Origin of the sequence: Comamonas sp. AG1104, assembly GCF_003350425.1 — a bacterium.
Lineage (GTDB): Bacteria > Pseudomonadota > Gammaproteobacteria > Burkholderiales > Burkholderiaceae_C > Comamonas > Comamonas testosteroni.
In genome coordinates, this window is sequence record NZ_QQAS01000001.1 from 390,366 (window position 1) to 413,963 (window position 23,598).

Sequence of the window (23,598 nt, forward strand, 5' to 3'; positions counted from 1 at the left end):
TTCTAAAAAAATGCACGAAGGTGAGACTTTCTGGAAAGTTGTTTGGCAAGCAAGGTGAACCACTCATTTTTGCTTCCAAAGGACTGTCTTTCATGCCTGCTTCCATGGCCTCCCGTTCCCTATCGAATCCTGTATTCAGCCCCGTTGCGCGCGCCGCGCAGCTTGCCTTGCTGGGCTGGGCGCTGGCAGCGACCGCCGTACAGGCGGCCGAGCCGCCTGCAGCCGGGCAGGCTCAGGCCTACCGGATAGAAGCAGGACCGCTGGGCCGGGTGCTGTCCGAGGTGGCGGCTACGGCCGGCATGGCACTGTCGTTCGATCCTGCGCTCACACAAGGCCGGCAAAGCCCGGTGCTTTCCGGCAGCTTTACGCCGCGCGAGGCACTGCAGCGCTTGCTGGCTGGCAGCGGGCTGGAGCTGGTGTCGCGTCCTGGCGGCAGCTATACCCTGCAAAGGCAGGCAGTGGCGCCCGTCTCGAGTGAGGAGGGCAGCACCCTGTCGGAGGTGCGCGTCACGGTCCAGGCCGAGCGCAGCGGCACCACGGAAGGCACGGGCAGCTACACCCAGACGGGGCCCAGCCGCACGGCTACGGGCCTGGGCCTGACTCTGCGCGAGACGCCGCAGTCGGTGAGCGTGATGACACGCCAGCGGATGGACGACTTCAAGCTGGAGACACTGGCAGATGTGCTGGAGCAGACGCCGGGCATTGGCGTCTATCGCCAGAACAACGCGACGGACTTCCAGGCCCGCGGCTCGGAGGTGAACCTGCAGGTCGACGGCATGTCCCAGCTCAGCAATGGCTGGTACTTCGTCACCAGCACCATGTATTCGTTGGACGATATGGCGGAGATGGACCGTGTCGAGGTTCTCAAAGGCTCGTCGGGACTGGTTGTCGGCAAAGGCGGCTATGGCGCCACCGTCAATCTGATCCGCAAGCGTCCCACGCGTGAGTTCCAGGCCAGTGCGCGCGCCAATGCCGGCAGCTGGGATACCTACCGTGCGCAGGCCGATATAAGCGGCTCGCTCAACGAGGCGGGGACGCTGCGCGGCCGCGTGGTTGCGTCCATGACAGATGCGGGCAGCTTTCGCGACAACGAAAAGAGCAACAGCAAGATGCTGTTCGGCACGCTGGAGGCCGACCTCACGCCCGATACCCTGCTGAATCTGGGCATCACGCTGCGTCAGCGCGAGGCACGCGGCTTTGGCACGACCCGACCCATCCAGCGCTACACCGCAGCGGGTGCCGAAGTGGGGCTGATGCCGCGCTCGTTCAATAACGGTGCGCCCTGGTCGGGCTATGAACAGGAAAGCACCGAGCTGTTCGGCAGCGTGGAGCAGCGTCTGGCCCATGATTGGACGGCAACCCTGAAGTTCTTCCATCAGAGCGTGAAGATGGACGACATGACGCTGGGCTACCTCTGGAACAACACAACCGCTGCCTATCTGCCGTGGCAGGACGTGGAAAACCGCAACTGGTCGGTCAATCTCGATGTCAAAGGCCCTTTCACCTTGCTGGGACGCACGCACGAGCTGTTGGCCGGCGTGGGTGTGTCGCGCTACCACAGCGGCTTGCTCTACGGCAGCTCCAAGAACGTACCTCTGGCCAATCTGGGCCTGAGCTATGCCCAGGGCGGTGGTGCGCTGGCGCAGCCCGATTTCCGCAACTGGAACTATGACCGCCATGTCTTCAACCAGCGTCAGCAGTATGCCTATACGGCAGGGCGCTTCCGCCTGGCAGATCCGCTGCAGCTGATAGCCGGCATGCGCGTGACGCAGTACCGCCAGCATGACGTGACGCCCACCTGGTGGAACTACGATATGCGCGAGACCGTCACCACGCCCTATGCCGGCCTGGTCTACGAAGTGCATCCCCAGGTCTCGCTGTACGGCAGCTACGCGACCATCTTCAAGCCGCAAAGCGCCCAGGATGAACAGGGGCGTACCCTCGATCCCGAGCAAGGCAAGACCTATGAGGTCGGGGCCAAGGGCGAGTTCTTCGACAAGCGGCTCAACGCCAGCATCGCTCACTTCTGGATGAAGACCGACAACTCGGCCGAGGAGACAGGCAGCTTCACGCCTGGCGGCGACATGGCCTACCGTGCCGTCAGCGGCGCCACGCGGCGCGGCTGGGAGCTGGAGCTGTCGGGCGAGCTGGCGCGCGGCTGGCAGGTGCAGGGCAGTCTGGTGCAGCAAAACAGCTCGCTGACCAGCTCCAGCCAATACCCCAAGTACCAGCTTAAGCTGGGCAGCACCTACCGCTTCGAAGGCGGCGCGCTGCGCGGTCTGACGCTGGGGGCTGCGACTCGCTGGCAAAGCAAGACCTCGACCAGCGACAGCCACAACACACTGGCCCAGCAGTCCTATGCCGTGCTGGATCTGATGGCCCGCTACCAGGTCGACAAGCATCTGTCGCTGAGCCTGAACGTGAACAATCTGCTGGACAAGAAATACTTTGCCGGCGTCAGCAGTCTGGGTGGCCTCTACTACACCTGGGGTGCACCGCGCAGCGTGAATGTGGGCATGCGCTACGACTTCTGAGGGCTGGCAGTACTCGGGTCCTCGAGTCCGCCAGCCACTTCTGCCTGAGTGCGGAGGCGCGCCAGGCGGGCTGTTGCTGGCCCGCCCTGCCCTAGTTCAGCCAAAGCCCTGTGCGGGCTGGCGGCGGCAAGCACGCGTCGCTGCGGCACTGCTGCTCGGGCCGGCCTGTGCCAGGGCGCGGCGCGGATGACCCTTTTCGGGTTTTCGTTTGTCATACATAGAGAAAGGGCCTTGCGGCTTGCTTCGCCCCGGGCTGTCCGGGGCCTCCATCTCTTTCCTTATGTCATGACTCCATTCTTTCTACGCTTTGTGGGCAGCAGCGTCCTGTCCCGGCTGCTGGCCGCCGTCCTGGGTGGCTATCTGCTGGCCAGCGCCCTGGCCGTATTCCTGGCGACGGTCCTGTCCGAGCCGCGTGCCGAGTCGGTGCTGGCGGGCATGCTGTGGAGTTTCGCTGTGTATGTTTTGGCCGTGATCTGGGCCTTCTCGCCGGTGTCGCCGGGCCGCGTCTGGCTGGGGCTGCTGCTGCCCAGCGTCGTGCTGGCGGGCGTCTCGGCTTGGCTGGCTGGAGGTGCTTGAGCATGGCCGAGCGTAAAAATGCGGGCGGAGCAGGCCAGGGCGGTTTTCGCCAGGCCCAGGCCTGGCTGCACACCTGGTGCGGCCTGTGGTTTTCCTGGTTGCTGTTCGCGGTCTTTTTCACGGGGACGCTGGCGGTCTTCGAGGAGCCCATCTCCCACTGGATGACACCCGAGCATCACGCCCAGGAGCAGGCGCAGGCGGCCGCCCGTGCTTCCGGCCAGCGTGGGGGTGATCTGGGCCAGCGCCTGGCCTGGGGCTTGGCCTATATGGAAAAACACCATCCGGGGGCCGAGATGTGGGAGCTATGGCCTTCGGATGCCGAGGGCGCTGGCGACCTGCGTGTGTACTGGTTCGATGAAAAGCACCAGTACGCCTCGGCCCAGCTGGATTCCGCCACCGGCCAGCCGCTGGTCAGAGACCCAGCTCGTGGCGTCGTGCGCGCCACCCAGGGCGGTCACCATTTCGTGGATTTCCACTATCGGCTGCATGCAGGGCAGGCAGGACTCTGGGTGGTCGGCATTGCGGGCATGGCCATGCTGGTGGCGCTGCTCAGCGGGGTCATCACGCACAGGCGCATCTTCAAGGATTTCTTCACCTTTCGTGCTCGCAAGGGGCAGCGCAGTTGGCTGGATGCCCACAATGCGGTGGCGGTGCTGACGCTGCCGTTTCAGGTCATGATTGCCTATACGGGGATTGCCATCTCCGCCTCGACCTTGATGCCCGCCGGCATTGCGGCCTATTTTGGTACCGACAGTCAGGGGCTGCGCTCCTATGTGGTGGCGCTCAACGAGTCGGACAGGCCTGAGCGATCGGGCAAGGTCATGGCTGTTCCGGATCTGGAGCCGTTTGCTCGGCGCGGTCAGGAACTGATGGGACAGCCTGTGCGGGCCGTGGTCGTGGACAACCCCGGTGACGTGGCGGCGCGCATCGGTGTCTACGGCTGGAACAGCGACGAGGAAATGCAGCAGCGCCTGAACCCGTCGACCGGCATGGTGATGTTTTCGGCGGCGACAGCCGAGGTGCTGAGGCTGCGCCAGCCTGGCGAGGTGGACGGTGGTGACGCCTCCATGGCCAAGTCGGTGATAGGCAGTCTGCACCAGGTGGAGTTCGGCGGTCAGCCGCTCAAGTGGCTGTATTTCCTCTGCGGGCTGGCGGGCAGCGCCATGATGGCAACCGGGGCAATCCTGTTCATGGTCAAGCGTCGCAACAAGCATCTGGGTCGGCAGGCTGGCGAGTTCGGCAGCGCCACGGCGCGCGTGTACCGGCTCGTCGAAGGGCTCAATGTGGCGGCCATCGCGGGTCTGAGTCTGGGCTGCATCGGCTATCTGTGGGCCAACCGCCTGGTTCCCGTCGGGCTGTCCCATAGAGCGAACTGGGAGCTGGCGGTGTTCTTTGGGCTCTGGAGTCTGGCGCTGCTGCATGCCCTGGTGCGTGCGCCCGCCGCGGCATGGCAGGAGCAACTGGGCCTGCTTGCCCTGTTATGCCTGCTGCTGCCGCTGCTGAACTGGATCACGGTCGGTGACAGCCTGCCTGCGCAGATCGCTCGCGGCGATTGGGAGAGCGCAGGGGTGGAGCTGAGCGCCATGGCTATGGGATTGCTTGCAGCCTGGGCCTGGCGTTATCTGCGGCGCCGCAGCGCCCGTTCGGAAAGCCCGGTTTCAAAGGGCAAGATGGAGGTGGGAGCATGAATGTCTTGCAAGCATCGTGGCTGGCGTTTGCGCTGAGCTTTGCGGGCATGGCGGCGCTGGCGTTTGCCATGGAGCGCCACCACGAGCAGCTCACGGCTGCCATGGAGATCTCTGCGGCGCGAGCAGGGCTGCTGCGCGCAGTGGGAGCGGGGCTGCTGGCTGCGGCGGTCATGCCCTGCGTACAGGCCTGGGGCTGGTCCGTAGGCGTTGTGGCATGGTTGGGCTGGCTATCGGCGGGCGCATTGCTCGTCGTTGCCCTGATCAGCATCGCTGCCCGTTGGGCCGCTGTGGCTGCCTGCATTCTGGCTGCGGCTGCAGCGATCATGGCCGCTGTCTAGCGCGCCTGAGATCGCGGCGGAGGCCGGCATCGGCGGCCACGGCCAGCTCATGGTGCATGGCTGTGGTCCTTCATCTTGCGTGTGCCGGGTGGCACAAAATCATGCAGAGCGTGACGAAAAAGGATGCAAAAAAGGGATGCAGGTGCATCCCTTTTTGACAGTGGCCGCAGGCCCGGTGTGCCTGGCGGCAACAAAGCCTGTTGATTACTTGACAGCTGCGCGTGCGGCTTCCGCCTTGGCCTTGGCTTCGTCCAGCTTCTTTTGCAGAGCGGCGGCTTCCGCTTCAGCCTTCTTGGCCTCTTCTTCCTTGGCCTTCTTGGCTTCGGCTTCCTTGTCGCCGCCACCCATGGCGCCGGCAATGGCATTGCCAGCCATGGTGCCGGCCACGGCGCCAACGGCAGCACCTGCCATGGTGCCCATCATGCCGGAGCCACGAGCGGCAGGAGCCGCTGCAGCTGCGGGAGCGGCCGCAGGAGCTGCTGCCGCGGCGGGGGCTGCTGGTGTGGCCGGTGCAGCAGCCTTGGGGGCGGCGGCAGGAGCCACGGGTGCGGGCTGAGCGGGCGCCTTGCTGCCGATGCTGGCAGGGCGAACGGACTTGCTGCTGCCCATGCGCTTGGCCTGAGCCAGGGAAGGCACGGTCAGCGATGCGATGGCGATAGCAATCACGGAGGCAGCAGCACGGTACGAAGTCTTCACGAATTGGTTTCCAGTCATGGTTGTCATAGATGGCCGTCTGCTTCTCAAGGATGCAGGCCACCAGCATGCCTTGCGACTCTTGTCGCATCAGACTTGCTTGCTATGGTATTTAAAGTCAATGGGTGGATTTTCAAGGTGCTGAACTGAAACTGTCCGTAAAAGGACAGGGCTCAGACCCTGGCGGCCGGATGTTGTGTGATGTATGAGGCCGCACGCTATTGTAGGAACAGTCTGCATGCGCAAAAGTTCCAGCAGTCTTCAATGCAGGGAAATAGTCATGAAGTGCCCCCCCGCAGCGCCTGAAGCGTAAGTGGGGCATGCTATCGAATCGGCGGAAGATTGCTTTAGCGCTTCTGGTGCAACTGCACCCAGTCCAGAAAGCGTGTCATGTACTTGACGAGGAAGTCATGACTGCCCAGGCCGATCTTGCCATCGGCGTCGAGCATGGTGTCGGACCAGCGCACAAAGCCCTCGGGCTGGGGCAGGGTGGGCATGTCCAGCGACACCAGGACATTGCGCAGGTGCTGCTGGGCCATGGCCGTAGCAGCCGCGCCGGGCGAGCTGCCGATCACGGCGGCCGGCAGTCCTGCCCAGACGGATTGGCCATAGGGACGGCTCAGGCCATCGAGCACGTTCTTGAGCGATGCAGGGATGGAGCGGTTGTATTCGGGCGTCACGAACAGAACGCCGTTGCTGGCGCGAATCAGGGGCTTGAGGTCGTCGAAGGGCTTGAAATCGGGGGTGTTGTCGAAGTCGCGGTTGTAGACCGGCAGGCGACTGATATCGATGAATTCGAACTCGGCCTTGTCCTGCATGAGTGCGGCCAGGCCCTGGCCGAGCTGGCGGTTGATGGACTGCTTGCTGAGGCTGCCCACGATGACGGCGATTCTGAGTTGGCTCATGCTCTGACCTTTCGACCGGGTTGAGGAAGATGCATGGCACTTTAGCAAAGCCGCAGAGAAATGCCGCACCTCAGCGCACGCAAAAAAGCCGCAGTCCCCCGGAAGCAGGGACTGCGGCTTGGTGCTGGGCGAATCTGTCTCAGACTAGCGGAGCACTTCCAGCAGGCGATCCAGGCCGCCTTCGTTGATGGCGACCTTGGCCTCGTTGCGCACGCGCGGCTTGGCGTGGAAGGCCACAGACAGACCGGCCGCCTGCATCATGGGAATGTCGTTGCTGCCGTCGCCGACGGCAATGCACTGGCTGGCATCGATGCCGATCAGCGAGGCCACTTCCAGCAGGGTACGGCGCTTTTCCGCACCGTCGCAGATATCGCCCCAGGCTTGCTCCACCAGGCCGCCGGTCAGTGCTCCGCCCTTGATCTCCAGCACATTGGCGCGCACAAAGTCGATATCCAGAAGGCCGCGCACATGCTCGGCAAAGTAGGTAAAGCCGCCCGAGACCAGCAGCACCTTCAGGCCCGCGGCCTTGGCGGCCTTGACCAGGGTTTCAGCGCCCGGCGAGAGTTTCATGCGTTCGGCCAGAACGCGGGCCATGTCGGCCTCGGTCACTCCGACCAGCTTGCCTACGCGCTGGCGCAGGCTGTCCTTGAAGTCGGTGATCTCGCCGCGCATGGTGGCTTCGGTAATCGCCGCCACTTCGGCCTTCTTGCCCGTGGCGTCGGCGATCTCGTCGATGCACTCGATGGTGATCAGCGTCGAGTCCATATCAAAGGCGATGAGCTTGTAGTCCGCCAGCTTCTGGGGAGCGGTAAAGCCGCGGATCATCAGGCCGGGAGCGAATTCGGTGGCGTCGGTCATTGCGAGTCGTGCGAATGAGGGGGTAGCAGAAGGGGGAATGGCGGAGATCGGGTCTGCGCCATTCCTCAAGATGGCCGCCATTATCCGCTGTTGTGGCGGGCTTCGGCTGGCCATTCACCCAGGAGTCTGCCCCCTGATGCTGCACGAGACGGCATCTACTGCGGCCGAATGCCTGCGGCCTTGACCAGCTCGGCATGCAGCTTGATGTCCTGGGCCACGGTCTGCCTGAGCTGCTCTGGCGTCGATGGCGCGACTTCCATGCCGTTTTCACCCAGTTTGGTCTTGATCTCGCTGTCCAGTACAACGCGCACGGCGCGGTTGAGCTTGTCGATCACGGGCTGCGGCGTCTTGGCCGGAGCGAACAGGCCGACCCAGGCCGAGAGGTTGAGGTCGGCAAAGCCGCCTTCCGCCATGGTGGGGGTGTTGGGCAGCATGGCCGCGCGCCTGGGCGCCATCAGCGCCAGGGCATGCAGCTTGCCGGCCTGGATATGGGGCAGGGCTTCGGGCAGCACGGCAAACAGCATGTCCACATTGCCTGCCAGCGTATCGTTGACGGCTGGCGCACCGCCTTTGTAGGGCACGTGCAGCATCTTGGCCTGGGTGTGCGTCTCGAACATCAGCGCGGCCAGGTGCTGGGGGCTGCCGTCGCCGGAGGAGGCAAAGGTCAGCTTGCCCGGTGCGGCCTTGGCTGCCGCCACCACGGCAGCCACGCTGGGGAATTTCTGCCTGTCCTTGACCACCAGCACCATGGGCTGGTTCACCAGCTTGCTGATGGGCGCGAAGTCGGTCTCGGGGTCATAGGGCAGGGATTTGAAGATGCTCTTGTTGGTGGTCAGGAATGAGGCCGGCGAGACCATCAGCGTATAGCCGTCCGGGGCCGAGCGTGCCACGGCCGGCGTGCCGATCTGGCCCGAGGCGCCGGCGCGGTTGTCCACCACAAAAGGCTGCTTGAGTTCACTGGCCAGCTTTTGCCCCACGACTCGGGCAATCATGTCGGCGCTGCCTCCTGCGGGCAGGGCGACTATGACCTTGACCGCGCGCTCGGGATAGGCGTCCTGTGCCTGTGCCGTGACGGCAAAGCCTGCAGCCAGCGCGCAGGCCAGTGCGGGGCGGGCCATGGCATGAACGGCATGGCGAATTTTGCTGTGAGCGATATTGCGAACGGGTTGGAGCAGCATGCGATCCCTCTCTTTCTCAAGATATGCACCAGCTTGGTGATTGCCGCGGTGCGATAGCCCGATGATGAGCAAGCCTTGTGCCAAATGCCTTGGCGTTTAGCCGGATGGGAAAGATGCGGTTTGCGCAGTGGACGGGAAAGTGGCAGAGCTGAAGTGGTAGAGCTGAAGTGGTAGAGCTGAAGTGGTAGAGCTGATGCGCCTCGAGGGCCTCAGCTTTCAGGATTGCCAGGCGGCTGCAGGTATATGGCATCGGACCAGGTGGCCACCCAGTGCGGGCGAAACACCACGAATACCGCTGTCAGCATGCCGGTGGTCACGCCATCGCTCCAGGCCATGAGCCAGCGCGCCATGTGCGAGAGCTCGTCGTTGACATTGGGCAGCACATGCCCGGCCCATTGGCCGAGCAAGGACGCAATGAACACGCACACAACCGTGCCCAGGAAGCCGCGCAAGAAAATAAAGACAAAGATGTTGTGCCAGCACCAGCGGCGCACTGCTGCCCCCCAGAGCATGGCCAGCGTGGCCGGCACCAGCCCCTGCCAGACCGCCAGGCCCAGAGCGTCCTGCAGTCCGAGTGCGGGAGCCAGCGCAAAGGCAATCGCGCTTGTCGCAATCAGTACCGGCACCGCAAGCGGCCAGCCGATCATAAGCAGCACCAACGGTGCACCAGACCAGTGCAGTTGCAAAGGCATTTTGTGCAGCTCTGGCAGCGCCCAGATCCAGGGCAGCAACACCAGAATGGCCAGCAGCGGTGTGATCAGCGGCGACAGCACCGGGTCATGCATGCCGCCGGGGCCGGCCCGGCTGCCCAGCATGCGCCAGGGACGGCAGAGCAGGGCCAGCAGCAGGGCTAGCAGGGTGATGGCGGTTTCCAGAAACATGGCGGCTCGGAAAATCAGGTTCCGCCGCCATCTTGCACCGTCTGCATCGGACTGGGCTCAATAGCCCTGCTGGCGTTGTCAGCAGCCTTGTCAGGCATGAACAGCTGTTTCGCTCTTGAGCGGCTGACCCAGGCTGCGAAGCACATCGCGCACCATCTGGGCACGGTCCTTGGGGTTCTCCAGCTCTTTTTCGATACGCAGCTTCTCGTTGCCCGCCAGCTTGATGTGCTTGTTCTTCTGGATCAGGTGAATGATGTTCATGGGATCGATCGGCGGCTGGGGCTTGAAGCTGATGTTGATCACGCCGGGGGCGGCATCGACCTTGACCACGCCATAGGGCTGGCTCAGCACGCGCAGGCGGTGCACGTCAATCAGGGTCTGCGCCTGGGGCGGCAGCTTGCCGAAACGATCCACGATTTCCTCGAGCAGGGTATCGATCTGATCGGCCGTCTTGGCTGTGGCCAGCTTCTTGTAGAACGACAGGCGCAGATGCACGTCACCGCAGTAGTCGTTGGGCAGCAGGGCCGGTGCGTGCAGATTGATGTCGGTGGAGGCCGACAGCGGCGATAGCAGATCGGGTTCCTTGCCAGCCTTGAGGCTGCGCACGGCTTCGGACAGCATCTCGTTATAGAGCTGAAAGCCCACTTCCATCATGTTGCCGCTCTGGTTTTCACCCAGCACCTCGCCGGCGCCACGGATTTCCAGGTCATGCATGGCCAGATAAAAGCCCGAGCCCAGCTCCTCCATCTGCTGGATGGCCTCCAGCCGCTGCTGGGCCTGCTTGGTCAGGCCGTCCAGGTCCGGCACCATCAGATAGGCATAGGCCTGATGATGGCTGCGTCCCACGCGGCCGCGCAACTGGTGCAGCTGTGCCAGACCGAACTTGTCGGCGCGGCTGATGAGAATGGTGTTGGCCGATGGCACGTCGATGCCGGTCTCGATGATGGTCGAGCACAGCAATATGTTGTAGCGCTGGGCCACGAAATCGCGCATCACGCGCTCCAGCTCGCGCTCGGGCATCTGGCCGTGGGCCACGGCGATGCGGGCCTCGGGCAGGATTTCCTCGAGCTTTTGCTTGCGGTTCTCTATGGTCTCGACCTCGTTGTGCAGGAAGTAGATCTGTCCGCCGCGTTTGAGCTCGCGCAGCACGGCTTCGCGAATCACGCCCGTGCCCTCGTTGCGCACAAAGGTCTTGATGGCCAGACGCCGCTGCGGCGCCGTGGCAATCACCGACAGATCGCGCAGCCCCTCCAGCGCCATGCCCATGGTGCGCGGAATCGGGGTGGCCGTCAGTGTCAGCACATCGACCTCGGCACGCATGGCCTTCATGGCCTCCTTGTGACGCACGCCAAAGCGGTGTTCCTCGTCGATGATGAGCAGGCCCAGGTTCTTGAACTGCGTGGACTCGGACAGCAGCTTGTGCGTGCCGACCACGATATCGACCGTGCCGTCCGAGATGCCCTTGATGGCGGCCGTGATCTCCTTGCCCGAGCGAAAGCGCGACACCTCGGCCACCTTGATCGGCCATTTGGAGAAGCGGTCCACCAGGGTCTGGTAGTGCTGCTCGGCCAGCAGCGTGGTGGGGGCCAGGAAGGCGACCTGCTTGCCGCCCATGGCCGCCACAAAGGCCGCGCGCAGCGCGACCTCGGTCTTGCCGAAGCCCACATCGCCACAGACCAGGCGGTCCATGGGCTGGGGGCTGATCATGTCCTGCACCACGGCGTGAATGGCGGCGCGCTGGTCGGCCGTTTCCTCGAAGCCGAAGTCGGCCACAAACTGCTCATAGTCGGCCGTGGGGAAGCGGAAGGCATGGCCCTGGCGCGCGGCGCGGCGGGCGTAGATATTGAGCAGCTCGGCGGCCGAGTCGCGCACCTGTTCGGCGGCCTTGCGCTTGGCTTTTTCCCATTGCGTGCCGCCCAGCTTGTGCAGGGGCGCATCGTCGGGCGAGACGCCGGTGTAGCGGCTGATCAGGTGCAACTGGCTGACGGGCACATAGAGCACAGCGTCGGCCGCATATTCCAGGTGCAGAAATTCCTGCAGCGCGGGCGTGCCGTCAGGGTTCTTCTGGCCCATGTCCATATTGATCAGTCCGCGATAGCGGCCAATGCCATGGTCGGCATGGACGATGGGGTCTCCCACCTTGAGCTCGGACAGGTCCTTGATCAGGGCCTCCACGTCGCTGACCTGCTCCTGGCGGCGGCGACGGCGGCCCGTGGGACTGCTGGCAAACAGCTCGGTTTCGGTGACAAAGTCCAGGCCTTCCTCGATCCAGGCAAAGCCCGTCATCAGGCTTGAGGTGGCAATGCCGACCTTTTCTGTGGCATCGGCCTGGAACTCGGCCAGAGAGTCGAACACGGGCGGGTTGACGCCCGAGGCGCGGAAAAAGTCCAGCAGGCTCTCGCGCCTGCCGTCGGACTCGGCCAGAAGCAAGACCCTGCTTGTGCCCGCTGCTATATGTTTTTGCAGCTTGGCCAGCGGATCATCGGCTCCGCGCAGCACGGAAAGGTCTTCGAGCTTCTGGAAGATGGCACTGTCGGCCACATCTTCGGTGCCCGGTCGCAATGCCAGCTGGGCATGCTCCTTGCTGCGGGTATAGAACTGGTCGGCGCTGAGAAACAGGGTCTCGGGCGGCAGCGCCGGGTGGTCGGGGTCGCCTTGCACCAGGCGGTAGCGGTCCTTGGTGTCCTGCCAGAAGCGCTGGAAGGCCGGCTCCAGATCGCCGTGCAGCACCACGGTGGCCTCGTCACCCAGATAGTCAAAGACGGTGGCCGTCTCGTCAAAGAACAGCGGCAGGTAGTACTCGATGCCGGCCGTGGCAATGCCCACACCCATATCCTTGTAGATGCGGCTGCGCGTGGGGTCTCCTTCGAGCAGCTCGCGCCAGCGGCTGCGGAACTTGGCGCGCGCCTCCTCGTCCATCGGGAACTCGCGGCCGGGCAGCAGGCGCACCTCGGGCACGGGGTAGAGGCTGCGCTGGGTGTCGGGGTCGAAGGTACGGATGGAGTCGATCTCGTCGTCGAACAGGTCCACGCGGTAGGGCTGGAGCGAGCCCATGGGGAACAGGTCGATCAGGCCGCCGCGCACCGCGTATTCGCCATGGCTGACCACCTGGGACACATGCTGGTAGCCCGCCAGCGTGAGCTGGGCCTTGAGCTTGGCCTCATCCAGTTTCTGGCCCTGCTTGAATTCAAAGGTATAGCCGGCCAGAAACGAGGGCGGGGCCAGACGATAGAGGGCCGTGGTGGCGGGCACGATGACCACATCGGCGCCATGCTGCTTGTCGCGCTGGTTGATGCGCCACAGCGTGGCCAGGCGCTCGCTGATCAGATCCTGGTGTGGTGAGAAGCTGTCGTAGGGCAGGGTTTCCCAGTCGGGAAACAATGCGCAGCGCAGCTCGGGGGCGAAGAAGGCCATCTCCTCCATGAGGCGATGGGCATCGGCGGCATCGGCCGTGACGATGGCGGTGACCCGGCCGTCCTGCTTTTCACGCTCGCCCAGCCTGGCCAGCAGCAGTGCGTCGGCGCTGCCAACAGGGCGGGGCAGGTGAAAGCGTTTACCGGGGGTGAGCTTGGGCAGTTGCATGGTTTTTCACAGACGAGCGCAGGCAGCGGCACACAGGTGCGGGCTGGATGCAAAAAAAAAGGGGACAGATTGAATGCGGGCGAGTCCGGCCATCAAAGGCAGGGCTCACAGCCCAATCAGCGCGGAGCTGATGGTTGGCGGCGCATTCACTCAAAATGGGGACACCTCAAGGCGATGCAAGTCGAAAGCAGGTCTTCGATGGATCTCAGGGGCTTTCGGACGAAATGCTGATTTTAAAATACTGTGCATGACAGATCGGTTTTTCTCGCCTGAGTCCATGACGGACGACAAGGCAAATGCGGCGTCGTCGTCGTCGTCGTCGCCGGTATCTGCGCCCCGCTGCTGGGGGCTGATTCCCTGCGCGGGCGTCGGTCTGCGCGCCATTGCTGCAGATTCCCCTGCCCCCGAGCTGCCCAAGCAATACCAGAGCGTTGCGGGCCAGCCCATGGTCATGCACACGCTGGCCGCCATGTTGGCGGTGCAGCGCATGCACCGGGTGCTGCTGGTGGTCTCTGCTGCCGATGGTTTCTGGCAGGGGCGCGCCACGGACGATCGGCTCGGCATTGCTGCCTGTGGCGGAGCCACCCGTGCCGAGACCGTGAGCAACGGCCTGCAGGAGTTGCTGCGCATGGGGGCCAGCGGCGAGGACTGGGTGCTGGTGCATGACGCGGCGCGCTGTCTGGTTGCATCGGCGCAGGTCAATGCCTTGATTGATGCCTGCCTGCCGGATGCGGTGGGTGGGCTGCTGGCGCTGAAGCTGCCCGACACGCTCAAGCAGCAGGCCGCCGGCGCAGGCCCGGCGCGTGTGGCGCAGACGGTGGAGCGCAGCGACAAATGGCTGGCTCAGACGCCGCAGATGTTCCGTATTGCAGCCTTGCTGGCTGCGCTGCAGGCGGCGGGTGCTGCGGTGACCGACGAAGCCAGCGCCATGGAGCTGGCCGGTCACTCACCCAGACTGGTGCCGGGTGGTGCGCAGAATTTCAAGGTGACCTATCCCGACGACTTCGCGCTGGCCGAGGCTGTGCTGCTGCAGCGCAAGGCGCGTGGGTAGACGGATTCGCCATCGACTGAGCTTGGCGACGGGCAAGGCCGTGTCCGAGCCGGATTGGCACAGATGGTATTTAATTTAATAGCTGCTTGCGCTTTCTGAGCAAGGGTTTGACAAGGATTTTTATGAATTTTCGTATTGGTGAAGGCTGGGATGTCCATGCCCTGGTCCCTGGGCGCAAGCTGATTCTGGGTGGTGTCGAAGTGCCTCATACCCTGGGGCTGCTCGGGCATTCGGATGCCGACGTGCTGCTGCACGCAATCACCGATGCCTTGTTCGGTGCTGCGGCATTGGGCGATATCGGCCGCCATTTCTCGGATACCGACCCGCAGTTCAAGGGGGCTGACTCCGCCGTGCTGCTGGCCGAAGCTGCCAGGCGCGTGCGTGCCAAGGGCTTCGAGATCGGCAATATCGACAGCACCATCGTGGCCCAGGCGCCCAAGCTGGCACCCCATATCGAGAAGATGCGCGAGCGCATTGCCCAGGTGCTGGAGCTGGATGTGGAGCAGGTCAACGTCAAGGCCAAGACGGCCGAGAAGCTGGGGCCTGTGGGTCAGCAGCAGGCCATGGAGGCCCGTGCCGTGGCCTTGCTGGTGCGGACTGCCTAGCCTCGTTCGGCGCAATGGCCGCTGCGAAAGGCGGTCATGAATCGCTGTAGAGGGCTTGCACTTCGGCCCCGGTCAGGGTCGGGGTGTCATTGGCCAACGCGTAATAGTCGGGCTTCTCGTCGATGTAGATCTGCTGCGCCAGTGTCAGTCCCTGGGCGTCCTGAAACAGCCCGGCAGACAGAAAATGCTCGTTGTTTGCCAGCAGGCGGTAGAAGAGGTGGGTGCCGCAGCTGCTGCAGAAGGCACGCTCGGCCCATGGCGAGGAGGCATAGCGCGTGACGGGGCCGCTGGTCTGCACCGCCGTGCCGCCATGCAGGGTGAAGGCAGGGCCTTCTCCCCAGCGCCGGCACATGCTGCAGTGGCAGACATGAACTTCGTGGGTATCGGGAGCGGTGACGAGAACTGCTTTGCACAGGCATCGGGCTTGCATGGTGAACTCTCCGGCAGATGGTTGAAAGGCGATGCCGATTGTGCAATGGGGTGGGCAGATTCAGTCTTCCACGACCTCATCGTCTTTCTTGTCGCGCGGCAGATTGCGCTTGACCTGGGGGCGCTGCAGGCGCTGCTCGGGCGCCGCACCGGCTGTCACACCCATGGCGCGCTGCAGCTGCAGATGGGCGACCAGGCCGCCCGTCGATGAGTTGGACAGGGCAAACATGCCGCCCATGCGCTGCACCGTCTTGTCCACGATGGACAGGCCCAGGCCTGCGCCCGCAGCTGCCGTGCGCGCCGTGTCGCCGCGGAAGAAGGGCTGGGTCAGGTTGGCCAGTTGCTCGGCAGGCACTCCCTTGCCATGGTCGCGGATGCGGATGACCACCCATTTCTCGCTTTCCTTGGCAACCACGTCCACCTCGGTGGTGTCGGTGGACGGGGTCTTGCCGTAGCGGCGTGCGTTCTCGAAGAGGTTGGAGATCACGCGTGCCAGCTCCACCTCATCGGCCATGACATAGAGGTCTTCCGGCACGTTCATGGTGATTTGCAGCTCACGGTGGTCCTGCACAGCATAGACGCAGGAGGCGACCACGGCGTGCAGATCCACGGGGCTGAGCATGACACGATGATCGGGGCGGGCGTAATCCAGGAATTTGTCGATGGTGGCGTCCAGTTGAACGATGTCGGCCACCATGTGCTCGCGCGCCACATCGTCATAGACGCTCATCTCGGTTTCCAGACGTAGCCGCGCCAGCGGCGTGCGCAGGTCGTGGGAGATACCGGCCAGCATCACGGCGCGATCCTGCTCCAGCTTGGCCAGCTTCTGCGCCATGCGGTTGAAGCCGATATTGACTTCGCGGATTTCGCTGGTCACGGCCTCCTCGTCAAGCTGGCTGGCGTCGAAGTCCCCCTCCCGCACGCGATTGGCCGCGTAAGACAGTTGCTTGAGCGGCCGGTTGATCAGACGGGCGATGGCGGCTGCGCCGATGAGCGACAGCAGGGCGGCCGTGATCAGCCAGATCAGCCAGGTCTGGCCGCTGGCAGGAGTGAAGCGCGACTGGTCCATCAGCATCCAGTTGCGGTCGCCATTGATGGTGAAGCCCACCCACAGGCCAGGCTCCCCGTTGACGCTGCGCGCCACCACGGTGCCGTAGCCCAGGCGGGTGGTCAGCTCCTCGGTCAGCTTCTGGCCCAGGGCGTTCTGCTCCAGCAGCTCGAAGGAGTCGCCGGGCTCGCGGGGCAGAATGCGCACGCCTTCCTGGTCGGCCATGGTCTTGATCAGGGAGACGCGATTGATCGCATCCGAATGCTCGAGTGCGGCGCGGCTCAGGTTGACCAAAGAGGCCACTTGCTTGGCTGTTTGCAGCGTGCGCGGCTCGAAATCCAGTGCCCGCAGTGTCTGCAGCCAGGCCAGAATGCTGCCCACCAGCAGCAGGGCCAGCAGGCAGAAGGTTCGCCAGAACAGGTTCAGCCCCACAGGCGAGCGAGCAGTGCTGCGCCGCTCGTACTCCAGAGGTACGGGGCTGGTGGCGTCGGGCGGCGGATGGTGAAAGGCGCTCATGAACAGCAATGCGGAAATAACTGGACCCGAGGGTACGCCCAATATGGGCGACACGGGTTACGGTTTGTCCAAAAAGTGTCTATCTACTGGTGGTTGTTGAAAGAGCTTGACTTATGGGCCTTATGGGCCGGCACCCAAGCGCAACAAGCCGCGCAGCGGGCGGCTTGTTGCAATGGAGGTGGGCAGAATCAGTTCATGCCATCGGGTACGAACACATAGCCCACGCCCCAGACGGTCTGGATATAGCGTGGTGCGGCAGCGTCTTCCTCGATCAGCTTGCGCAGGCGGGAAACCTGCACGTCCAGGCTGCGGTCAAACGGCTCAAATTCGCGGCCACGGGCCAGCAGGGCCAGTTTTTCGCGCGACAGAGGCTGGCGCGGGTGGCGCACCAGGGCCTTGAGCATGGCGAATTCGCCCGTGGTGAGTGGCAACTCCTCGCCATTCTTTTGCAGCACGCGAGTGCCCAGGTCGAAGGTGAATGGGCCAAAGGTCACCACCTCGTTGTCGCCCGAAGGAGCGCCCGGTGCTTCCTGAGGAGGGCGGCGGCGCAGCACTGCATGGATGCGGGCCAGCAACTCGCGCGGGTTGAAGGGCTTGCCCAGATAGTCGTCGGCACCCACTTCCAGGCCCACGATGCGGTCCACATCCTCGCCCTTGGCGGTCAGCATGATGATGGGGGTGCGGTCGTTGGCAGAGCGCAGGCGGCGGCAGATGGACAGGCCATCCTCGCCGGGCATCATCAGATCCAGCACGATCAGGTCGACAGTCTCGCGCAGCAGGATGCGGTTGAGCGCCTTGCCGTCCTCGGCAATCATGATCTCGAAGCCTTCCTGCGTCAGATAGCGGCGCAGCAGGTCGCGGATGCGTGCATCGTCATCCACCACGAGGATCTTGTCAGTACGGTTGTTCGTCGTTGCCATGATCGTCCTTGTCGATTTATTTGTAACTGGCCCATTGTTATCGCTGGATCAGAAAAATCCAGCAAAACAAGGTCAAATCTTGCTGCTTGTTACGATTGTTGCGTTTATTAATGGAACAATAAATGTTTCATGAGGAACTTTTTCAGAGTATTTTGCACTATTGTTTCAGTGTTTGTTCTGTTGGTGTGTCGAATGTGGAGTATTCGTACATAAAGTCACACTCTGGGCTGACATGCTGCGCTGCAGCGACTTTGCGCAATGGTGAAATGCATGTGTATCTGCATGGCCTGATTTACTTACAAGGGTGAACCGCATGAATCAATTTTCCAAGTCTTCCTCTTCCTCTTCCTCTCGCTGCGCGGCTGCCGCACTTGTGCTGGCTGCGGCCTGTGCTGGCGGCAATGTATGGGCCCAGGTCGCCGCGCGCGACATGCAAAGACCTGCCAATGTGGTGCAGCTGTCGGCTCAGGGAACGGTGGAGGTCAAGCAGGACTGGATGACGGCAACCCTGTCTGCCAGCAAGGATGGTCGTGATGCTGCGTCCGTTCAGTCCCAGTTGCAAAAGATCGTGGAGTCCGCCATGACCACGTTGCGTAACGATGCCCAAGGTCGGCAGATGGAGTTGAGCACCGGTAATTTCTCCATCTCGCCGCGTTATGGCAACAACGGCAAGATCGAAGGCTGGCAGGGCCAGGCCGAGATCGTGCTGCAGGGGCGCGACTTTGTTCGCATCACCCAGGCTGCGGCCAAGGTGCAGGACATGACGCTGGCCAGCATGAGCTTCGGCCTCTCACGCGAAGCACGGGAAAAGGTGGAGGGCGAAGCCCAGGCCAAGGCGATCGAGAGCTTCCGCCAGCGTGCTGCGGCCATCTCCAAGAGCTTCGGTTTTGCGGGCTACAGCCTGCGCGAGGTCAATGTGAGCAGCAGCGGCAGTGGCGGGCATCCCATGCCGCGCCCTCGCATGATGAGCATGGCCAAGGCCAGCTATGCCGATGCTGCGCCTGTGCCGGTGGAGGCGGATCGCACCGAGGTGACGGTCAGCGTCGGTGGCTCGATTCAGATGCAGTGATCGGATCCGCGTGGCTCGTATAAAAAAGGAGCAGCTTGCGCTGCTCCTTTTTGATTTTCATCATGATTTGATGCTGAATATGGCTACTGGACGGCGCTAGATGCTATCTAATTGATAGACGCATTCGCTGGAGCCGAGCGGCTTTTATTGTGCGGCCCAGCCGCCGTCCATATTCCATGCCACGCCGCGCACATTGTTGGCAGCGGCCGAGCAGAAGAAGACGGCCAGCTCGCCCAGCTCTTCGGGCGTGGTGAACTGCATTGAAGGCTCTTTTTCTCCCAGCAACTGTTTGGTGGCGTCTTCATTGCTGATGCCTTGGGCGGCAGCCTTCGCATCCACCTGCTTTTGTACCAGCGGCGTCAGCACCCAGCCGGGGCAGATGGCGTTGCAGGTCACGCCAGTGGTGGCGTTTTCCAGCGCCGTCACCTTGGTCAGGCCGACGATGCCGTGCTTGGCGGCGACATAGGCCGATTTTTCGGCCGAGCCGACCAAGCCGTGCACCGAGGCCACATTGATGATGCGGCCCCAGTTGGCCTGCTGCATGGCTGGCAGGGCCAGGCGCGTGGTGTGGAAGGCGCTGCTCAGGTTGATGGCGAGGATGGCATCCCACTTCTCCACGGGGAAGTCCTGCACCTTGGCCACATGCTGGATGCCGGCGTTGTTGACCAGAATGTCGACGCGGCCGAATTCGGCCGCGGCGTATTTCATCATGGCTTCAATGTCGGCGGTCTTGCTCATGTCCGCACCGTGGTAGCCGACTTCGATGCCAGCCGCTTTGCCTGCATCAAGCACTTGGGCGCGTGGTGCTTCGACATCGCCAAAGCCGTTGAGCACGATATTGGCGCCCTGGCGTGCGAGAGCGATTGCGATACCTAGGCCGATTCCGCTGGTCGATCCCGTCACGAGAGCGGTTTTGCCTTTCAACATGGACATACAAGGTCTCCGAATGAATTACGATGCGACACAGCCATTATCGGCTCCGGTCCTGAAAATGCGTTCTCCATGAATCAACCTACGCTGAATTACGTATCGTGTCCCGGAGCCTCTGCCATGGCTCCCAACTGGGCCAGTTCCCAGCGTCGCCAGCAGGTCGAGGTTCAGCCCGAGGGCACACACCGCATGGCGTATTGGGAATGGAACCATACCGGCAATCCAAGACATCCTCATGTCATCGTCTGCGTGCATGGCCTCTCGCGCCAGGGGCGGGACTTTGATGTGCTGGCCACCGAGCTCAGCCGCTTTGCTCGCGTGATCTGCCCCGATGTGGTGGGGCGCGGCGAAAGCGACTGGCTGGCCGACCCCATGGGCTATCAGCTGCCGCTGTATGCGGCAGATATGCTTGCGCTGCTGGCCCAGCTGCATGCACAGGCGCCGATTGAAACCCTGGACTGGGTGGGCACCAGCATGGGCGGTCTGATCGGGATGGGGGTCGTGGGGCAGTCCGGTCTGCCGCTGCCGGTGCCTGTTCGGCGGCTGGTGCTCAACGACGTAGGTCCGGCGATTGAATGGGAGTCGCTGGAACGCATCGGCTCCTATGTCGGCAAAGGCTTGCAGTTTCCCAACTTTGAGAGCGCTGCTGCTGCCATGCGCTTGATTTCCGAGGGATTCGGCCCACATAGCGATGAGCAGTGGAGCCGGCTCTCGCAAGCCATGATCAAGCCAGATCCCCAAGGGGGCGTGGTGTTGCATTACGACCCCCGTATTGCAGTGCCCATGGCTCAGATGACGCGCGAGACCGCCCAGGCTGGTGAGGCCTTGCTCTGGCAGCTTTACGACCAGATCAAGGCACGGGTCTTGCTTATCAGAGGGGCCGAGTCCGATCTGCTTTCGAGCCGTACCGCCAAGGCCATGACCGAGCGTGGGCCCAGAGCGCATTGCACGGAACTGGAAGGTGTGGGACATGCTCCGACGCTGGTAGTGCCAGGGCAAGTGGCGTTGATACAAAAGTTTTTACAAGGGGATAAGGGTCTGCCTGCGAGCATCAGTCTTGCGCAGCAGGCCCAAGAGGAAGCTGCATGAAGACCAGCGATACCGTAACCACAGTCTCTGACGCCGCACCCAAGCTCACGGAGCCTACGCCGCATCTGATTACCGCCACATCCGAGGTTTTGCCTGACCAAGTCAATGCGCTGGCGCGCGCGCGCGCCTTTGCAGAGCCGCTGATTGCCGGCGAAGTCATGGAGACCGGTGAAAACACCCTGACCCACGCCGACGCCGTGGCCGCCATCCTCAAGAAGATTGGGGGCTCGGAAACCATGCAGGCGGCCATTTATCTGGTGCACGCCAGCGTGCACCTGAACAAGCCGCAGGAAGTGATTGCCAAGGCGTTTGGCGATAATTTTGCGACCCTGGCGGTCGAAACCATCAAGCTCATCCGCGTGCAGCAGCAGGCGCGAGAGGCCGAGTTGAGCAGCCAGCATGTCGATGGCGTGGCCACGCAGACCGAGAACGTGCGCAAGATGCTGCTGGGCTTCTCGCGCGATCTGCGGGTGGTGCTGCTGCGCCTGGCGTCGCGTTTGCAGACGCTGCGCTACTACGCGGCCGAGAAGAGCCCGGTTTCACCCAGCATCGCGCGCGAAGCGCTCTATGTCTTTGCGCCGCTGGCCAACCGTCTGGGCATCTGGCAGATCAAGTGGGAGCTCGAAGATCTGGCTTTCCGTTTTCTGGAGCCCGATACCTATCGCCAGATTGCTCGTCTTCTCGATGAAAAGCGGGTCGAGCGCGAAGCCTATATGGAGCAGATGCGCGCGCGCCTCGAGGCCGACTTGCGCGCCCACAGCATCAGCGCCTCGGTTCAGGGGCGTCCCAAGCATATCTACAGCATCGTCAAGAAGATGCGCGGCAAGTCGCTGAGCTTTGACCAGTTGTTCGATATTCGTGCCATGCGCGTCATCGTGCCTACGGTCAAGGACTGCTATGCAGCCCTTTCCTGGGTGCATGAGCAATTCACGCCGCTGGAAAAGGAGTTCGACGACTACATCGCCAAACCCAAGCCCAACGGCTATCAGTCGCTGCACACAGTGGTGCGCGATGAAACCGGCCGCACCATAGAGATCCAGATCCGTACCCAGGCGATGCACGACCATGCCGAGCATGGCGTGGCCGCGCACTGGGCCTACAAGGAAGCCGGCACCAAAGGTTATGCGGGCGTCTCTGCGTCCAGCGAATATGACGCCAAGATCGCCGTGCTGCGCCAGTTGCTGGCCTGGGGCAGCGACCTGACGGGCTCGGCCCAGCGTGGTCTGTTTGAAGATCGCATCTATGTACTGACGCCCGATGCGGCCGTGATCGAGCTGCCGCAAGGGGCCACGCCGGTGGACTTTGCCTACTCGGTGCACACCAGCCTGGGCCATCGCTGCCGTGGCGCGCGTGTGGACGGAGCGATGGTGCCGCTGAACACCGCTCTGGAAAGCGGCCAGACGGTAGAAATCAACACAGCCAAGGAAGACCGGCCCTCCCGCGACTGGCTCAATGCCGAGCTGGGTTATCTGGTCAGCAACCGTGCCAAGGCCAAGGTGCGCGCCTGGTTCAATGCCCAGGCCACGCACGAAACCGTCTCGCGCGGGCGCGAGGCCGTTGAAAAGCTGCTGCAGCGCGAGGGCAAGACGGCGATCAAGCTCGAAGAGCTGGCTGCACAGCTGGGCTTCAAGTCTGCTGATGCACTGTTTGAAGTCGTGGGCAAGGACGAGTATTCGCTGCGCAATATCGAAGTCGTGCTGCGCCCCAGTGAAGAAACGCCAGAGGAAGACGCATTCACTCCGGTGCGCAAGGCGCGTGGCCATGACTCGTCGCGCGGCGGGGTGCTGGTGGTGGGCGTCGATTCGCTCATGACGCAGCTGGCCAAATGCTGCAAGCCCGCTCCTCCGGATGAGATTGGCGGCTTTGTGACTCGTGGCAAGGGCGTGAGCGTGCACCGCTGCGATTGCTCCAATTTCCGCGAGATGATGGCCAAGAGCCCCGAGCGTGTCATCGAGGTCGACTGGGGCACCCCCAAGCATGTGGACAAGGGCGGACCGGTTTACCCTGTGGACGTTGCGGTGGAGGCGGCCGACCGTCAAGGTTTGCTGCGCGATATCTCGGACGTGTTTGCACGCGAGAAGACCAATGTCATCGGGGTGCAGACCCAGTCCGTCAAGGGAACGGCGTGGATGACGTTCACGGTGGAAGTGGCGGATTCGGGTCGCCTCAACAAGGTACTTGGCATCGTTGCCAGCGTCTCCGGCGTTCGCTCTGCCAGAAGGCGCTGATGTAAGTCCCAATTGCGCCTGACAGTGCTCGATGACAAGAAAATGTTAGCTCTCAAAAAATGAGTGAAAAACCCGTGCTACAATTGCTTCATCGAACAGAACAACAGGCGCGTAGCTCAGCTGGTTAGAGCACCACCTTGACATGGTGGGGGTCGTTGGTTCGAGTCCAATCGCGCCTACCAAACGTGCAGACGAAACCAGAGTTTGCAGCAAAAATGCCCGCTGAAAAGCGGGCATTTTTGTTTTGTTGGTATGAAGCCGTTCGAGCAGAACGGCATTCAAACAGACATTTTTTCGCAACTGTCGGTTGATTTCTGCCTGTGTCCGGATCACGCATCCCGATCATCGTCCAGAGCGCAGTAGTGGTTCAGGATTGAGCCGCCCCTCGCAACATGGCTGCTCTTGACTCCGTCTTCCGATTTGCTGTCACTTCACATGACGGCGCAATGCCTTCCCGGAGGTGCCAATAACGCACGTTGT

Annotated in this window: 20 protein-coding genes and 1 tRNA gene; 10 read left to right on the forward strand and 11 right to left on the reverse strand. The window is 62.9% G+C overall.

Annotated features, from left to right (window positions below; genetic code table 11):
- The first annotated feature begins 92 nt into the window (after nucleotides 1-92).
- Nucleotides 93-2,534: a TonB-dependent siderophore receptor gene (locus DFO48_RS01755; RefSeq protein ID WP_114862685.1), complete on the forward strand. Its 2,442-nt coding sequence runs from the start codon at nucleotides 93-95 to the stop codon at nucleotides 2,532-2,534.
- Between the two features lie 96 nt (nucleotides 2,535-2,630).
- Here the strand turns inward: DFO48_RS01755 and DFO48_RS25780 are convergent, their stop codons facing one another.
- Complete coding sequence (locus DFO48_RS25780) at nucleotides 2,631-2,753, reverse strand: hypothetical protein (RefSeq protein ID WP_255413066.1); 123 nt, start codon at nucleotides 2,751-2,753, stop codon at nucleotides 2,631-2,633.
- A gap of 66 nt (nucleotides 2,754-2,819) precedes the next feature.
- On the opposite strand from DFO48_RS25780, the gene DFO48_RS01760 reads away from it, so the two are divergent.
- The 3 genes from DFO48_RS01760 to DFO48_RS01770 are packed head-to-tail and all read left to right on the forward strand — an operon-like array spanning nucleotide 2,820 to nucleotide 5,136.
- Nucleotides 2,820-3,110, forward strand: coding sequence for a DUF3649 domain-containing protein (locus tag DFO48_RS01760; RefSeq protein ID WP_003079868.1), 291 nt, complete (start codon nucleotides 2,820-2,822; stop codon nucleotides 3,108-3,110).
- Between the two features lie 2 nt (nucleotides 3,111-3,112).
- On the forward strand, nucleotides 3,113-4,798 hold the full coding sequence (locus tag DFO48_RS01765) for a PepSY domain-containing protein (RefSeq protein WP_114862341.1): 1,686 nt from the start codon (nucleotides 3,113-3,115) through the stop codon (nucleotides 4,796-4,798).
- Nucleotides 4,795-5,136: a DUF3325 domain-containing protein gene (locus tag DFO48_RS01770; RefSeq protein WP_114862342.1), complete on the forward strand. Its 342-nt coding sequence runs from the start codon at nucleotides 4,795-4,797 to the stop codon at nucleotides 5,134-5,136. Before DFO48_RS01765 ends, DFO48_RS01770 begins: the two co-directional genes overlap by 4 nt.
- Before the next feature lie 204 nt (nucleotides 5,137-5,340).
- Here DFO48_RS01770 and DFO48_RS01775 read toward each other — a convergent pair whose 3' ends face one another.
- From DFO48_RS01775 to mfd, 6 genes are all read right to left on the reverse strand, one after another.
- Nucleotides 5,341-5,859 (reverse strand): hypothetical protein, encoded by a 519-nt coding sequence (locus DFO48_RS01775; protein WP_003079857.1) that lies wholly within the window; start codon nucleotides 5,857-5,859, stop codon nucleotides 5,341-5,343.
- 317 nt (nucleotides 5,860-6,176) lie between these two features.
- Nucleotides 6,177-6,734: an NADPH-dependent FMN reductase gene (locus DFO48_RS01780; RefSeq protein ID WP_114862343.1), complete on the reverse strand. Its 558-nt coding sequence runs from the start codon at nucleotides 6,732-6,734 to the stop codon at nucleotides 6,177-6,179.
- A gap of 144 nt (nucleotides 6,735-6,878) precedes the next feature.
- On the reverse strand, nucleotides 6,879-7,592 hold the full coding sequence (serB, locus tag DFO48_RS01785) for a phosphoserine phosphatase SerB (RefSeq protein WP_114862344.1): 714 nt from the start codon (nucleotides 7,590-7,592) through the stop codon (nucleotides 6,879-6,881).
- Between the two features lie 155 nt (nucleotides 7,593-7,747).
- The gene (locus tag DFO48_RS01790; RefSeq protein WP_114862345.1) at nucleotides 7,748-8,770 is read right to left on the reverse strand and encodes a tripartite tricarboxylate transporter substrate binding protein; all 1,023 of its coding nucleotides are present in this window, start codon (nucleotides 8,768-8,770) and stop codon (nucleotides 7,748-7,750) included.
- Between the two features lie 209 nt (nucleotides 8,771-8,979).
- On the reverse strand, nucleotides 8,980-9,651 hold the full coding sequence (locus DFO48_RS01795; RefSeq protein WP_114862346.1) for a hypothetical protein: 672 nt from the start codon (nucleotides 9,649-9,651) through the stop codon (nucleotides 8,980-8,982).
- Between the two features lie 90 nt (nucleotides 9,652-9,741).
- Nucleotides 9,742-13,233, reverse strand: a complete 3,492-nt coding sequence (mfd, locus tag DFO48_RS01800; protein ID WP_114862347.1) for a transcription-repair coupling factor — start codon at nucleotides 13,231-13,233, stop codon at nucleotides 9,742-9,744.
- A gap of 277 nt (nucleotides 13,234-13,510) precedes the next feature.
- Between mfd and ispD the strand changes: the two genes are divergently transcribed.
- Both ispD and ispF read left to right on the forward strand, forming a co-directional pair.
- The gene (ispD, locus tag DFO48_RS01805; RefSeq protein WP_114862348.1) at nucleotides 13,511-14,284 is read left to right on the forward strand and encodes a 2-C-methyl-D-erythritol 4-phosphate cytidylyltransferase; all 774 of its coding nucleotides are present in this window, start codon (nucleotides 13,511-13,513) and stop codon (nucleotides 14,282-14,284) included.
- A 122-nt stretch (nucleotides 14,285-14,406) separates the two neighbouring features.
- Complete coding sequence (gene ispF, locus DFO48_RS01810) at nucleotides 14,407-14,889, forward strand: 2-C-methyl-D-erythritol 2,4-cyclodiphosphate synthase (RefSeq protein ID WP_003079838.1); 483 nt, start codon at nucleotides 14,407-14,409, stop codon at nucleotides 14,887-14,889.
- A gap of 34 nt (nucleotides 14,890-14,923) precedes the next feature.
- Here ispF and DFO48_RS01815 read toward each other — a convergent pair whose 3' ends face one another.
- From DFO48_RS01815 to ompR, 3 genes are all read right to left on the reverse strand, one after another.
- Nucleotides 14,924-15,319 (reverse strand): GFA family protein, encoded by a 396-nt coding sequence (locus DFO48_RS01815; protein ID WP_034369663.1) that lies wholly within the window; start codon nucleotides 15,317-15,319, stop codon nucleotides 14,924-14,926.
- 60 nt (nucleotides 15,320-15,379) lie between these two features.
- On the reverse strand, nucleotides 15,380-16,882 hold the full coding sequence (locus tag DFO48_RS01820) for a sensor histidine kinase (RefSeq protein ID WP_114862686.1): 1,503 nt from the start codon (nucleotides 16,880-16,882) through the stop codon (nucleotides 15,380-15,382).
- A 188-nt stretch (nucleotides 16,883-17,070) separates the two neighbouring features.
- A complete protein-coding gene (ompR, locus tag DFO48_RS01825) occupies nucleotides 17,071-17,802 on the reverse strand; it encodes a two-component system response regulator OmpR (protein WP_003055820.1) in 732 nt (243 codons plus the stop codon).
- Between the two features lie 313 nt (nucleotides 17,803-18,115).
- Here ompR and DFO48_RS01830 point away from each other — a divergent pair, with 313 nt between their 5' ends.
- Nucleotides 18,116-18,871, forward strand: coding sequence for an SIMPL domain-containing protein (locus DFO48_RS01830; RefSeq protein WP_114862349.1), 756 nt, complete (start codon nucleotides 18,116-18,118; stop codon nucleotides 18,869-18,871).
- 144 nt (nucleotides 18,872-19,015) lie between these two features.
- On the opposite strand, the gene DFO48_RS01835 is transcribed toward DFO48_RS01830, so the two are convergent.
- On the reverse strand, nucleotides 19,016-19,798 hold the full coding sequence (locus DFO48_RS01835) for a 3-hydroxybutyrate dehydrogenase (protein ID WP_003079827.1): 783 nt from the start codon (nucleotides 19,796-19,798) through the stop codon (nucleotides 19,016-19,018).
- 75 nt (nucleotides 19,799-19,873) lie between these two features.
- On the opposite strand from DFO48_RS01835, the gene DFO48_RS01840 reads away from it, so the two are divergent.
- The 3 genes from DFO48_RS01840 to DFO48_RS01850 all read left to right on the forward strand — a co-directional run bounded on the left by DFO48_RS01840 (nucleotide 19,874) and on the right by DFO48_RS01850 (nucleotide 23,300).
- Nucleotides 19,874-20,890, forward strand: a complete 1,017-nt coding sequence (locus DFO48_RS01840; RefSeq protein ID WP_199406933.1) for an alpha/beta fold hydrolase — start codon at nucleotides 19,874-19,876, stop codon at nucleotides 20,888-20,890.
- Nucleotides 20,887-23,118 carry a bifunctional (p)ppGpp synthetase/guanosine-3',5'-bis(diphosphate) 3'-pyrophosphohydrolase gene (locus tag DFO48_RS01845; protein ID WP_003079822.1) on the forward strand — a complete coding sequence of 744 codons (2,232 nt, stop codon included), beginning with the start codon at nucleotides 20,887-20,889 and terminating at the stop codon, nucleotides 23,116-23,118. Before DFO48_RS01840 ends, DFO48_RS01845 begins: the two co-directional genes overlap by 4 nt.
- Nucleotides 23,119-23,223: 105 nt before the next feature.
- Nucleotides 23,224-23,300, forward strand: a tRNA-Val gene (locus DFO48_RS01850).
- Nucleotides 23,301-23,598 lie beyond the last annotated feature (298 nt).